This is a genomic window from Amycolatopsis melonis (assembly GCF_040064235.1).
Taxonomy (GTDB): domain Bacteria; phylum Actinomycetota; class Actinomycetes; order Mycobacteriales; family Pseudonocardiaceae; genus Amycolatopsis; species Amycolatopsis melonis.
In genome coordinates this window covers 97,134-109,695 of record NZ_JBDZYD010000006.1, presented here as the reverse complement: position 1 = coordinate 109,695, position 12,562 = coordinate 97,134, and the positions used below count along the sequence as shown (strand labels likewise).

Sequence of the window (12,562 nt, the reverse complement as noted above, 5' to 3'; positions counted from 1 at the left end):
CCCCGCGGTTCCTGCATTCCGGTGGGAGGTCCGGTGTCCCTGCTGGCGCGGCCGCTGCGGGCGGTCGTGGGCGTCGTCCTGGCGTTTTCGGGATGCGTCGCCGCCGGTCCGGCGGCGGCCGAGGAGCCTGCCTGCGGCCACGGCCGGGCCCTGCGCTACGTCGTCGCAGTCGACCGCGGCACCGCCGAGCCCGCGGCGCGGCGGCAGATCACCGAAGCCTGCGGCGCGACCACGGTGTACTACCCCCAGATCGCGGTGGCCGTCGCCACGTCCGGCGACCCGCGCTTCGGCGAGCTGATGGGCCTCGACCGGGCGTTCAGCGCCCAGGCCGAGCGGCTGGCCGCCCAGCGCGCCACGGAAACGGCCAGGCCCCAGCCCGCGCGGGCGGTCCTGCCGCCGACGGACCCCGACCGCGTCCCCACCGCGGACCTCGGCGCACGGCAGTGGGACATGCAGATGATCCACGCGGACCGCGCCCGTGCCCTGTCGGGCGGCAGCCGCGACGTCGTCGTCGGCGTGCTCGACTCCGGCATCGACCCGGACCATCCCGACCTGAGCGCGGCACTCGACCGCGACGACTCGGCAGGCTGCCTGACCGGCGCCCCGGACCGCTCGGCGGCGGCGTGGGCCCCGACGACGTCGGTGCACGGCACGCACGTCGCGGGCATCATCGCGGCCGCCGACGACGGGCACGGCGTGACAGGTGTGGCGCCCGGGGTGCGGGTGGCGTCGGTGAAGGTGATCGACGACCGCGGCTACGCCGACCCCGAAGCCGCGGTGTGCGGCCTGATGTGGGCGGCCGCGCGGCACATGCGGCTGACGAACAGCAGCTTCTTCGTCAACCCGTGGACGTTGTCGTGCATCCGCGGCAACGACCGCGGCGTGGTGCACGAAGTGCTGGCCCGTGCCGTGGAGTACAGCACGTCGGCGGGCACCCTGAACGTCGCGGCGGCGACGAACGAGGCCGTGGACCTGACCCCGTCGGCACGGTCCGGCTCGCCCGGCGCGGGCACCGGCTGCGAGGCGCTGCCCGCGGCGCTGCGGGACGTCGTCGCGGTGTCGGCCGTCGGGGCCGACCGCGTCAAGGCGGGCTACAGCTCGTACGGGCTGGGCGTGATCGACGTCACGGCCCCCGGCGGCGAGCAGGGCGACTGCGTGCTGTCGACGGTTCCGGGCGGGTACGCGCCGCTGTGCGGCACGTCGATGGCCGCCCCGCACGTCACCGGCGTGCTGGCGCTGCTGGCGTCGCAGGCGGAGAACGCCGGGCCGCGGCAGCTGCGCCGGACCCTCGACCGGCAGGCCATGCCGATGCCGTGTCCCGCCGACTACGACCTCACCGGCGACGGGCTGCAGGACGCCTACTGCGCGGGGTACGAGGGGTACAACGGGTTCTACGGGCACGGGATGGTCGACGCGCTGGCCGCCGTCGCCCCGCGGGACGGGCGACCCGATCCGGCCCGGTGAGCCGTCCGGCCGGTGACGGGACCCGGAACTCGCGTGATTGAGCACGGAACTCACGTGACTGGGCACGGAACTCACGTGACTGGACACGGAACTCACGTGACTGGGCGGGCATCTCACGTGACTGGGCGGGCATCACGCGTGATTGGCGGGGCATCACGTCAGGAGGAGTTTCGCGATGCGGCGCGTCGAGGCCCACAGGCCCACCGCGCCCAGGGCCAGCAGGTACGCGAGGTTGACCAGCATGCTGCCGGACAGGATGCCGGTCGCCAGGCCGCGCATCAGCTCGATCGCGTGGTACAGCGGGAGGCAGCGGACCACCCACTGCAGCGGCTCGGAGTACACCGACAGCGGGAAGAACGTCGTCGCGAAGAGGAACATCGGGGTCAGCACCAGCTGGATGTAGTCGAACTGGGCCGTCGAGCGCAGGAACGTCACCAGTGCCATGCCGATCGCCGAGAACGCCAGCCCCACCAGCAGGACCGCCGGGATCATCAGCAGCGCCCACCACGACGCCAGCAGTCCCATCGCCGCCGCGACCACCAGGAACGCCACCGCGTAGAGGCCGCCGCGGGTCATCGCCCAGCCGATTTCGCCCATGGCCACGTCCAGCGGGCCGATCGGGGTGGCCAGCATCGCGTCGTACAGCTTGGCGTAGCGCAGCTTGAAGAACAGATTGTAGGTCGCCTCGAAGATGGCGCCGTTCATCGCCGACGTCGCCAGCAGCGCCGGGGCCACGAACGCGACGTAGCTCATCGGGCGGCCGTCGGGGCCGGCCACCTCCGTGACCAGCCTGCCGAACCCGAGCTGGAACGCCAGCAGGTACAGCAGGGGTTCGGCCGCGCCGGACAGCAGGATCAGCCGGTTGCCGGCGTACACCATGACCGCCCGCTCGACGAGCGTGCGCGCGCGGCCCGCGTACAGCCCGGGCGGCAGGACCCGCAGCAGCAGCCCGACGCGCCGCGGCGGGGCTTGGACGCTCACCATCAGACCACCAGCCTCCGGTAGAAGGCCCGGTGCGCCAGCACCCACCCGGCCGCGAACAGCGCCGCCAGCACCGCGAAGTGGCCGAGCATCGCCCAGCCGCCGACCCCGCCGACACTCACGCCGCGGGCCAGCTGCGTCCCGTGCCACAGCGGGGAAATCCAGGCCAGCCAGCGGATCACGGCGGGCAGCTGGGAGATCGGGAAGAACGTGCCGGAGAACAGCGTCATCGGCATCAGCACGAAGCGGAAGATCAGGCCGAACCGCTGGCCCTCGTCGAACGTCCGCGCGGCGAACGCGGCCATCGGCGTGGTGCAGGCGAGCCCGGTGACCGTGCCCGCGACGATCACCAGCAGCACCCCCGGCCCGGTCCAGGCGCCGAAGAACAGCGCGACGAACGCGTAGATCGCGCCCGCCAGGGTCAGCCGGATGGCCGACCAGATCAGGTGACCGCCGAACACCTGGCCCGGCGACACCGGCGTGGCGGTGACGGCGAGGTAGTCCTTCTGCCACTTGAAGCCGGAGAGGACGGGATAGCTCGACTCGCCGACCGCCTGCTGCGCGGCACCGGCCGCGAGCAGCGCGGGCGCGATGTACTGCAGGTAGGACAGGCCGCCGGTGACCGCGCCGGGCCGGACCTGCGAGCCGAACCCGAGGCCCATCGCGGCGAGGAAGAGCACCGGCTGCAGGCCGGTGGAGTACAAAGTGGACAGCCAGTGGCGGCGGTACCAGGTCCAGTACCCCTCGACGCGCAGCCAGGCGCCGTGCCACTTGCCGACGACGCGGCCGGTGGAAGCCACGGTGGTCACGGGCACCTCCCGGGCCGCAGTGTCCTGAATGACTCATTCAGGTCCCGGGAGGTCCTGAACGAGTCATTCAGGACAGCGGAGCCGGGCGCGCAGGCGAGCAACATTCCCATCAGTCCACCAACGTCCGGCCGGTCAGCCGGAGGAACACGTCCTCCAGGGAACTGCGCCGCACCAGGCTCGACAGCGGCCGCACCCCGCGGGAATGCGCCCGCTCCAAGGTGTCCTCGCCGTCGTCGCTGTAGAGCAGGACCCGGTCCGGGAGCACCTCCACCCGGGACGCGAGCCCCTCGACCTGCTGGGCCGCCGCCACCTGCTCCCCCGACGCGAACCGCAGCTCGACCACCTCGCGCGTCGAGTAGCGGCTGATCAGCTCCGCCGGGGACCCCTCCGCCGCGATGCGGCCGTGGTCCATGACCACCAGCCTGTCGCACAGCTGCTCCGCTTCGTCCATGTAGTGCGTGGTGACGATCAGCGTCGTGCCCTGGGCCTTGAGCCGGAACAGCCGGTCCCACAGCAGGTGGCGGGCCTGCGGGTCGAGGCCCGTCGTCGGCTCGTCGAGCAGGAGCAGCTCGGGATCGTTGACCAGCGAACGCGCGATCGTCAGCCGCCGCTTCATGCCGCCGGAGAGCGGGTCGACCTTGTCGTCGGCGCGATCACTCAGCTGGGCGAACTCCAGCAGCTCCGCGGCCTTCCGCCGGGCCGCCGCCCGCGACAGCCCGAAGTACCGGCCGTAGATCAGCAGGTTCTCCCGGACCGTCAGCTCGACGTCCAGGTTGTCCTGCTGCGGCACGACGCCGAGGCGCGCGCGGATCCGGGGCCCGGCGACCTCCGGGTCGAGGCCGAGCACGCGCAGATCGCCGTCGGTGCGGGGTGACACGCACGCGATCATCCGCATGGTCGACGACTTCCCGGCGCCGTTCGGGCCGAGGAAGCCGAACGCCTCCCCGCGCCGCACCTCCACGTCGATCCCGCGCACGGCCTCGAACTCGCCGAAACGCTTCACCAGGGCCTTGGCCTGCACCAGTGCCGGTTCCCGGTCCTCCGATTCGTCCACACTCCGCACCATAGGACCCGCCACCGACAAAAACCGAACCCTTTAGCCGCGAACCGTCACGACCAGCGTCCGCGTCACCCCGTTGACCGTCACCGACAGCCGCGCGGCACCCGGCCGCACCGCCGTCAGCACGCCGGTCGTGGGGTCGAACGCGATCGCGCCGCCCTCGACCTTCCACTCCGCGCTCACCGGGTACGCCACCGGCACCTCGCGTGTCCCCTGAAGCACCGAAGCGCGAACTTCGGCGCGCGTCCCGCGCACCATGCCGGCAGGTCCGGAAAGCACCAGCGAGTCGACGTTCGGCCGGGTCTTGAAGCGCACCGGCTGGGCCCGGTCCGCCGGGTCGGCACGCACCAGCGTCCAGCCGACGAAGCCGCCGTCGCCCGGTGCCGCCGCCGGCGCCTTGCCCGAGTTGCCGTTGACCAGGTACGGCACGCCGTCGACGCGCGACAGCGAGAACACCCCGGCGTGCGAGGCAATCGCGGCGGCGGGCTTGCCCGACGCCTGCTCGAACCCGGTGAGCCACTGGGTCAGCAGCGTGGCTTCCTTCCGGTCGCCGAGCTGCGAGTTCCCCGTCGGGCTCGGGTCCTGCACGGGGTGGTGCATGGCGACGACGACCCCGCGGACGGACCGGTCGGCCACCGCCGAGTCGAGCGCCGAGCGCAGCATCCGGACCTGGTCGAACCCGCCAGCGCGCAGCGTGCCGCGTGAGGAGTCCAGCAGCACCAGCCGGATGCCGTGCACGTCCAGGACCTGGTGCGTCACCCCGAAGGCGGCCTGGAAGTTCGCGAGGCCGTTGCCGCCCTCGGCCTCGTGGTTGCCCGGGACGTAGTACCAGGGCGCCTTGCCGTCGAGTTCCTCGGTGATCACCTGCCGCGCCAGCACGAAGTCGGGCGCCGTGCCGCGGTCGACGAAGTCGCCGTTGAGCAGCACCAGATCGGGTTTCGCCGCCACGGCTTCGCGCAGCGCGCGCCGGGCCTGGGCGACCAGCGGGCCCGCCGGGTCGTCCGCGGTGAACTGGGCGTCGCTGACGACCGCGACGCGCAGGCCGCCCGCCGGAACGCCGCCGGTGACCAGCGCCGGGTCGCGCGGGGCCGGGTCGGCGGGCACGGCCGTCACCGGCGCCACCTCGAACGTCAGGTCGTCGAACACCAGCCTGCCCTCGTACTGCTGGTCCGGCACGTTCTCGACGGCGTAGAAGCGGGACAGGCGCTGGCCGGACGGCAGCCCGGCCGGGACCGCCGCGGTGACGTACCGCCAGCCCGTCCAGTCGACGCTGAGCGCAAGGTCCACAATGGACGCGACGTTGGCCGCGTCGCGCAGTTCCGCCCGCAGCCACGCGCCCTTGCCGTCGCCGTTCACCCACAGCCCGATCTTCCGGGTGCCCGCCGGGACCGCCAGCGGCGACGACGGCGTCACGTACGCCGCGCGCGTCGCGGTGGTGCCGGTCAGCCGGTAGTCCAGCGCGAGGCCCTGGCCACCGTCCCGGCCCGGTGCCGCCGCCAGCGCGGCCCCGACGACCGCCGGGTACACCGTGGCCGACCAGCCTGCCGGGCCGTCCAGCGGGGCCGCCACCTGCGCGACGGTGCCTGCCGATGCCGCCAGATGCGTGGTCAGGCCCGCGGCCGAGGCGGTGATCGCGGTCGCGCCGGACGCGGTCAGCGCGGTGACCGCGAACCCGTCGCCAGAGGGCTCGACGCGCACCACCGAGTGGTCGTAGTCCAGCTTGACGTCGTCGGGCTCCAGCCAGGTGCCGTATCCGTCGGCGTCGTAGCCGAAGACCTTGAACGTGCCGGTCGCGCCCGCGCCCGACAGCGCGACCTGCTCGGTGCTCGTGCCCAGCCGGACCGGCTTGCCCAGCACCGACAGCGTCGTCTTCCCGGTCGCGCGGCCGGCCCGGGCCAGGACGTCGACGCCGCCGGCACCGTGGCCGGTGACGACTCCGCGGGTCACCGTGGCGCGGCGGGGATCGGAGGTGCTCCAGCGTGGTTCGGCGGCCACCGCGGCACCCGTCTCGTCGTGGCCACCGGCGGCCAGGTGCCGGGTCAGGCCGGTCAGCACGCGCGTCGCGTCGCCGTCGGCCACCACCGGCGCCGGGGCGAAGCCGGTGAGCCTGCCGCTGCCAGGCACCGTCGTGAAGCCGATTCCGTTGGGCACCAGGCGTTCCCCGCCGTCGGACGGCGAGTTCCGGACGCTCGGCGCGGCTTCGCCCTCGTTGCGGGCCAGGAGCGTCGACGACCCGCCGCCGTCGAGGTTGATCGCGTCGTCGGCGCCGAGGCTCTTCAGGTGGCGTGCCAGTTCCAGCTCGGTCATGCCGCGGCTGTCGGCCTGCCGTCCGTCCACAGTGGCCAGCCACATCCGGCGGCCGTCGGCGGAGAAGCCGACCGCGGTCCGCGGGTGCATGGCGACGTTGTCGACCGGCTGCACGACGCCGTCGCGGACCAGGACTTCGTTGCCGCCCACCGCGACCGCGATCTTCCCGGCGTCCGTGCGCGGCGCGTAGGTGACGCCGACCGCGTCACCGGGCTTGAGTGCGGCGAGGGCGTCCGCACCGGCTTCGCGGGCCAGCAGCAGCGTCGTGCCCGCCGCGATCGGGCCGTCCGCGGGCGCGGGCCGGACCTGAGTGACGACGCCGTCGCGCAGCTCCACCTCGACGACGCGCTGGGCCCCGGCCACCGACGTCCGCCGGGCCGACGCGCCCCACAACGGCGTGTAGACGCCGATCGCGTCGGGGCCGAGGACGGGACTGTTGAAGTTCGTGGCCTTGACTGTGCCGCCGGGCAGCGTCACGGTGGCGTCGAGGAAGATCGAAGCGAGCCGGGCCCGGCCGTCCGCGGTGATCGACGCGGTGAGGTTGTGGCCGGCCGCGGGCGCGGTCTGCAGCTGCCCGCGGTCGATGCCGACGCCGATCGGCGCGCCGGTGGCGCTGATGTCGAAGAAGTCGCCGTTCACCCCGGCGACCGCGCCCGCCCGCGCGAGCTGCTGCGACAGCGGCGTGCGCGCGGAGACCGTGCCGGGGCTGAGGTAGGCAGGCCTGAGCACCGTGCTGCCGAGGTCGACGGTGAGGGTGTCGCCGCGGATCCACCCCGCCGGGTCGAACCGGTCGAACTGGGTGAGGTTCAGCCCGGGCGCGACCGCGGTGGTCGCACTGGCGGTGACGAGCCCGTCGCCGGGATCCGCCGCGGCGAAGGCCGGGCCTTCGTGCGCCGACGACGCGGCGGGCGCGGCCTCGACCGGTGGCGTGCCGAGCGGCGCGGCAAGCGGGTCGGCATGGGCGGGGACGACGACGAACGCCGTCGCGAGCAGCGCGACGAACGGGAGTGACTTCTTCACCAGGTACCCCAGTATCGAGTGAGAGCGAGCCGGACCAGCACAGCGCAGTGGCCCGGCCGGGGGAAGGCTTCCCGGTGAACGCCGCCTGAATGGTCTAGAACACCATCACGGCGTGAGGGGTGCGGCGAGGAGTGCCTTCGCGGCGTCGCCCTCGACGCGCGGCTCCGGGCCGGTCCGCTTCCACAGGCGCAGCAGCAGGTCGCGCGCGGGGGCTTCGACGCTCGCGGCGCCGTCGGCGGCCGGGCCCAGCGCGGGCGGCTCGCCAGGGTGGACGGTCCACGTGTCGCCGGTGTCGGTGGCGTGCAGGGTAACCGGCCCGGGCAGCTGCGGCACGGGGTGCCAGCGCGTCACGCGGGGCAGGAAGCTGCCGAGGACTTCGTCGACGCCGTCCGCGGCCACGGCCGGGCCGATCAGGTGACCGCCGCCGGCGTCGGCGAGGTGGACGGCGGTTTCGTGCACCTGGCGGCGGAACCAGAACGCCTTGATGCTCGCCGCGCCGGTGAACTGCCAGCAGGGGGCTTCCGGGTCCGCGGCACCGAGCACGTCGAGCAGGATCTGCGCGCTTTCGGCGTACCAGGACGTCAGGTCGGCGCCGGGTGCGGTTTCGAAGTTCTGGGGCTGCACTTCCCCGGTGGTGACGATGGTGGCGGCCCAGCGATGGACGTTCCCGAGGTGCGTGCCGAGGTCGGCGAGGGTCCAGTCGCCGCAGTCGGGCACGGGCGCGGCCGGGTCGCCGGTGCGCAGGGCGGCGGTGAACCCGGCGGTCAGCTCCGCCAGCACGGGCAGGTAGTCGCGGGCCGGGAACGGCATCGTCGTCATGGGTGCTCCCTGGGAGAACCGGGGCCGCGCGGGGTGCGCGGCCCCGGGGCCGGTCACAGGTCGGGGAACCAGAGCTTCAGCTCGCGCTCGGCCGACTCCGGCGAGTCCGAGCCGTGCACCAGGTTGTACTGGGTCTCCAGCGCGAAGTCGCCGCGGAGGGTGCCCGGGGTGGCCTTCTCGACCGGGTCGGTGCCGCCGGCGAGCTGGCGGAACGCGGCGATCGCGCGCGGCCCCTCGACGGCGATGGCGACCAGCGGGCCCGACGTGATGAACTCCAGCAGCTCGCCGAAGAACGAACGCTCCTTGTGCTCGGCGTAGTGCTCCTCGGCCAGTGCCTGCGGAACGGTCCGCAGCTCGAGGGCGGCGAGCTTGAGGCCCTTGCGCTCGATCCGCGAGATGACCTCGCCGACGAGGCCGCGCGCGACGCCATCGGGCTTGACCAGGACCAGCGTGCGTTCAGTCACGACGGTGCTTCTCCTTCTCCTGCTTTCGGGGGTCCGGGTGGCGAAGCCCCCGGCTCGGGGCGGAGCCCCGGATGTTGCTGTGCGTATCGGTGCGCGTGAGCGTAGCCGACCCCGTTCAGCGGCCCTGCGGGTGCAGCGTCTTCGACCACAGCGAGGCGCCCGTGGCGTCGCGCAGGTCCACGGTCAGGTCGCCGCTCGCGCCGTCGATGTTCAGCTCGCCGAAGTGCTGGAAGCCGTCGATCGGGGACGTGTTCGGCGACGGCGGGGCGTGCACGAACACCGCTTCCGGGCCGAACGTCGGGTCCAGGGCGTTGGGCCCGAACGCGCCGGCGTTCAGCGGCCCGGACACGAACTCCCAGAACGGGTCGAAGTCCTGGAACGCCGCCCGGTCGGGCGAATAGTGGTGCGCGGCCGTGTAGTGGACGTCGGCGGTCAGCCAGACGACGTTGCGCACGCGGCGCCGCTGGATCTCCCGCAGCACCCACGCCAGTTCGGTCTCGCGGCCGCCCGGCGCGCCCGGCCGGTTGTTCGCCACCGCCTCGATCGCGGTGCCGTCCGGGACGACCAGGCCCAGCGGCATGTCCGCCTGGACGATCTTCCACGTCGCCGTGCTGCGGCCCAGCGCGTCGGCCAGCCAGCGGGCCTGCGCGTCGCCGAGGATGTACCCGGGCTTGGTCTGGTCCGCGGTGTTGGCGTTGCGGTAGGTCCGCATGTCCAGCACGAAGATCTCGGCACGCGAGCCGTAGCGGAAACTGCGGTAGACCCGCCCGTCGACGGCCTGGTGCGGGTCGATCGGGTGCCACTCGTGGAACGCCTGGTACGCCCGCGGCGCGAGCACGTCGACGCGCTTCTCGGTGTAGGCCGGGTTGTCGAGGATCTTGCCCGGGTACCAGTTGTTCAGCACCTCGTGGTCCCACCAAGCGCGTCAACCAACTACACTGGCAAGGCGTCTACCAGCGAGGATACCGACTATGAGCGCACCAGCACCCCGGAAGCGGCGGCGGCTCAAGAAGCAACTCAGCGAGCGGCCGGCGGTCGTCCCGTTCGACCCCGAGGGCGACGCAGCGTTGTGCTACGTCCGTCAGTCGCACTTCTCGGACGAGAGCACGTCCAGCAAGTCTCAGGTAGGCGACACGCACCGGTGGGCGAATGCCTACGGCATCCCGATTGCTGAAACCGTCCAGGACCTTCACGTCTCCGGCGACTTGGAGCCCGAGAAGCGCGACGGGTTGAGGCTCTGGCTTTCTGATGCGCCACCGAAGCCGTGGAAGACACTAGTCGTGTCCAAGCTCGATCGCTTGGTGCGCAACGTGATGGACGCGCTGACCTTGCTGGAATGGCTCCGGGCACGCGGAAAGCGGTTGATATGCATCGCCGAGGGCATCGATTCCAGCAACTCCATGTCCGAGTTCATGATTACTCTGATTGCAGCGTTCGCCCGCATGGAACGAGAGCGCATGAGGGAGCGCTTCCGTTCGGCCAAGGCCCGGCTCAAGGAAGCTGGTCGCTGGGGCGGCGAAGGACACATTTACGGAACCATGCCCGTCGAACTACCCGGCGGCGGCTGGATTCTCGGGCTCGACCCCCTTGCGGTCAAGATCCTTCACAAGCTGTCAAAGATGGCGCGATCAGGGACACGCCTTATCGACATGGCCCGTTGGCTGAACGAGAATCAAGTCGTGACGCCGCGAGACAGGCAATTGCAACTGGGAGCGGAGCGACGCGGCGAAGATCCTGCCAAGCTTGAGCTACGAAGGTACGAATGGCAGGGCAACACATTGGGCCGCCTGCTCACAGATCCAGCCCTGGTGGAGTTCGGGATCTTCGAACCCGCCGAGCAAGCCGAGATAGTTGCCCGACTGGAAGAGAAGTCTAAGCGGAAGACGCGAGGCAGCAACCGGCCATACGAGTTCTCCGGCATCCTCGTATGCCCAGAGTGCTCGGAAAATCTGTGGCACCGACTGACCGTCGTGAAGCGAGGCGGCAAGAACGGAAAACCAGCGGTCGAGTACCAGTACAGGTTCTGGCAATGCCCATCACGCAAGCACGGCCCGGCTATGAACGCGGAAGAAGTAGAGCCGTTGGCCACCCAAGCGTTCTATAAGATCTTCGCAATGGTTCCCGTCCGCGAGCGCATCGTTTTGCCGCCGACCAACCACGCCAACCAGATAGCGAAGCTGGAGCGGGAGTACGGCAAGCTGATGTCCGGGGTGGCGCGAGCCAGCTCAGCGGAGGACCGCCGTCGCATCATGGAAGACGGGGAAAAGATTCTCTCCGATATCGACACACTGAGGGCGCTTCCAGCCGACCCCGGGGGCGTGCAATGGGTTCCCACCGACCGGACCTGGCAGCAGGAGCTAGCAGGGATGTCGCCGGAAGACCGCCGTCTCAGGTGGCTTGAACTAGGCTTTTCGTTCGCGGTGCAGAAACGGCCAGACGGCACGTGGCGGGCCGGATGGCGTCTGCCGGACGGCTGGCGAGACGCGATGCCGGAAGTAGCCGAGTGGTACGACCGTGCCGCCGACACCAACGAGACGGTGAACATTGAAATCTAGCGTAACGAAACAGGACAGATGACATGGATCAAGAATCCAACTCCGGGGCCAGATCGACCTTTATCGCCTCACTCTGATCCAGACGCATTACGCAAGTCTAGCCGCTCGTAGAGTCGATCTCCGACTTGCGCGCCGAATACCTCGTGCCAAACATATGGCGGTTCAGGCTCTACAATCAGTCGCGACCCATCGCGCTTGAAGAACCTGACATCCTGATTGAAGCGATATGTATCGCGTAGATTCATGCCCAAGTCACGCACCCAATATTCGATTTGCAAGAAGCTTACTTCACTATCATTGATATCCTCTTCCGTTCTCAACTGCCATTTTGCCAGTCGTCGACGCGCAACAATCTTGCGAGTCTCATCAGGAGGGATGACCAACTCTTGTCCTTGCCGAAGCCCCAATAGTTCCAAGTTTGGATAGCTAACAAAATCGATCCTAGCAGGAAAGCTAGAGCAGTTGACTAATTCTAACGTGACTGTAGCTATGAACAGCATGTCATCGTCTTCAGTCAACGTCATCTGCCGGCTTACGTGATAAGCACCTAGTTCAATTTTTCCGGTCGAAATCTCGTGCATCTTTTCCGATGGCACAGCGGAAAGAAATGGCGCCCCATAGAGTCCTCCCGTGTCCGAGGCGCTACTCCCAGGCGTCGCACGTACATAGACCGTTGGCGCTCGCATATCGATTTGAGTCCTCAGGAATCGAACTTCAGCCGCTTCGGCTAATACTCGTTCGCGCTCCGCAGCTTCCACGGCCCTCTTGTCGGCTTCTCTAGCACGTTCTTCAGCCGACTCAGCAAGAGCTCGTTGCCGCTCTGCCTCATTCTTTGCTAAATCAAGCTGTTCCCGCTCCGCAGCTGCTTGCTCACGAACGACCTTGACTTGCGCGTCTGCCGACTTTGCTGTACGCGCCGTCCAACTGGCTGCAAATCCTGCAGCAATGAAAGCACCGGTCGTTGACACGGCAGAAAACCATGTTGGGACGTCGCCCCACTGAAGACTGAGACTCATGACTTGTCATCATACGTGATGACTCATCGCTCATCGGAACCCGCGCGGGCATGTCGGTTAAGACAAC

9 protein-coding genes and 1 pseudogene are annotated in these 12,562 nt (G+C 70.1%); 2 read left to right on the top strand and 8 right to left on the bottom strand.

The window, feature by feature from the left end; all coding sequences use genetic code 11:
- Window positions 1-33 precede the first annotated feature (33 nt).
- Window positions 34-1,464, top strand: coding sequence for a S8 family peptidase (locus ABJI51_RS17380; protein WP_348952068.1), 1,431 nt, complete (start codon window positions 34-36; stop codon window positions 1,462-1,464).
- A 153-nt stretch (window positions 1,465-1,617) separates the two neighbouring features.
- Here the strand turns inward: ABJI51_RS17380 and ABJI51_RS17375 are convergent, their stop codons facing one another.
- The 7 genes and pseudogenes from ABJI51_RS17375 to ABJI51_RS17345 all read right to left on the bottom strand — a co-directional run.
- Entirely contained in the window at window positions 1,618-2,448 is an 831-nt protein-coding gene (locus ABJI51_RS17375) for an ABC transporter permease (protein ID WP_348952067.1), read from the bottom strand.
- Window positions 2,448-3,254: an ABC transporter permease gene (locus ABJI51_RS17370; protein WP_348952066.1), complete on the bottom strand. Its 807-nt coding sequence runs from the start codon at window positions 3,252-3,254 to the stop codon at window positions 2,448-2,450. Before ABJI51_RS17370 ends, ABJI51_RS17375 begins: the two co-directional genes overlap by 1 nt.
- A gap of 109 nt (window positions 3,255-3,363) precedes the next feature.
- The gene (locus ABJI51_RS17365; RefSeq protein WP_348952065.1) at window positions 3,364-4,320 is read right to left on the bottom strand and encodes an ABC transporter ATP-binding protein; all 957 of its coding nucleotides are present in this window, start codon (window positions 4,318-4,320) and stop codon (window positions 3,364-3,366) included.
- Between the two features lie 30 nt (window positions 4,321-4,350).
- Entirely contained in the window at window positions 4,351-7,641 is a 3,291-nt protein-coding gene (locus ABJI51_RS17360; protein WP_348952064.1) for a phosphodiester glycosidase family protein, read from the bottom strand.
- A gap of 105 nt (window positions 7,642-7,746) precedes the next feature.
- On the bottom strand, window positions 7,747-8,460 hold the full coding sequence (locus tag ABJI51_RS17355) for a maleylpyruvate isomerase family mycothiol-dependent enzyme (protein ID WP_348952063.1): 714 nt from the start codon (window positions 8,458-8,460) through the stop codon (window positions 7,747-7,749).
- A gap of 53 nt (window positions 8,461-8,513) precedes the next feature.
- Entirely contained in the window at window positions 8,514-8,924 is a 411-nt protein-coding gene (gene ndk, locus ABJI51_RS17350; protein WP_348952061.1) for a nucleoside-diphosphate kinase, read from the bottom strand.
- A 115-nt stretch (window positions 8,925-9,039) separates the two neighbouring features.
- Window positions 9,040-9,843 (bottom strand): annotated as a pseudogene (locus ABJI51_RS17345) (alkaline phosphatase D family protein); the annotation flags it as partial.
- 52 nt (window positions 9,844-9,895) lie between these two features.
- Between ABJI51_RS17345 and ABJI51_RS17340 the strand changes: the two are divergent.
- Window positions 9,896-11,479, top strand: a complete 1,584-nt coding sequence (locus ABJI51_RS17340; protein ID WP_348952059.1) for a recombinase family protein — start codon at window positions 9,896-9,898, stop codon at window positions 11,477-11,479.
- Window positions 11,480-11,547: 68 nt separating this feature from the next.
- Here ABJI51_RS17340 and ABJI51_RS17335 read toward each other — a convergent pair whose 3' ends face one another.
- Entirely contained in the window at window positions 11,548-12,495 is a 948-nt protein-coding gene (locus ABJI51_RS17335) for a hypothetical protein (protein ID WP_348952057.1), read from the bottom strand.
- Between the last annotated feature and the right edge of the window lie 67 nt (window positions 12,496-12,562).

Coding starts and splice junctions, on each gene's coding strand:
- ABJI51_RS17375 (WP_348952067.1), bottom strand. CDS start 2,448: ATGGTGAGCGTCCAAGCCCCGCCGCGGCGCGTCGGGCTGCTGCTGCGG.
- ABJI51_RS17365 (WP_348952065.1), bottom strand. CDS start 4,320: ATGGTGCGGAGTGTGGACGAATCGGAGGACCGGGAACCGGCACTGGTG.
- ABJI51_RS17355 (WP_348952063.1), bottom strand. CDS start 8,460: ATGACGACGATGCCGTTCCCGGCCCGCGACTACCTGCCCGTGCTGGCG.
- ABJI51_RS17340 (WP_348952059.1), top strand. CDS start 9,896: ATGAGCGCACCAGCACCCCGGAAGCGGCGGCGGCTCAAGAAGCAACTC.
- ABJI51_RS17335 (WP_348952057.1), bottom strand. CDS start 12,495: ATGAGTCTCAGTCTTCAGTGGGGCGACGTCCCAACATGGTTTTCTGCC.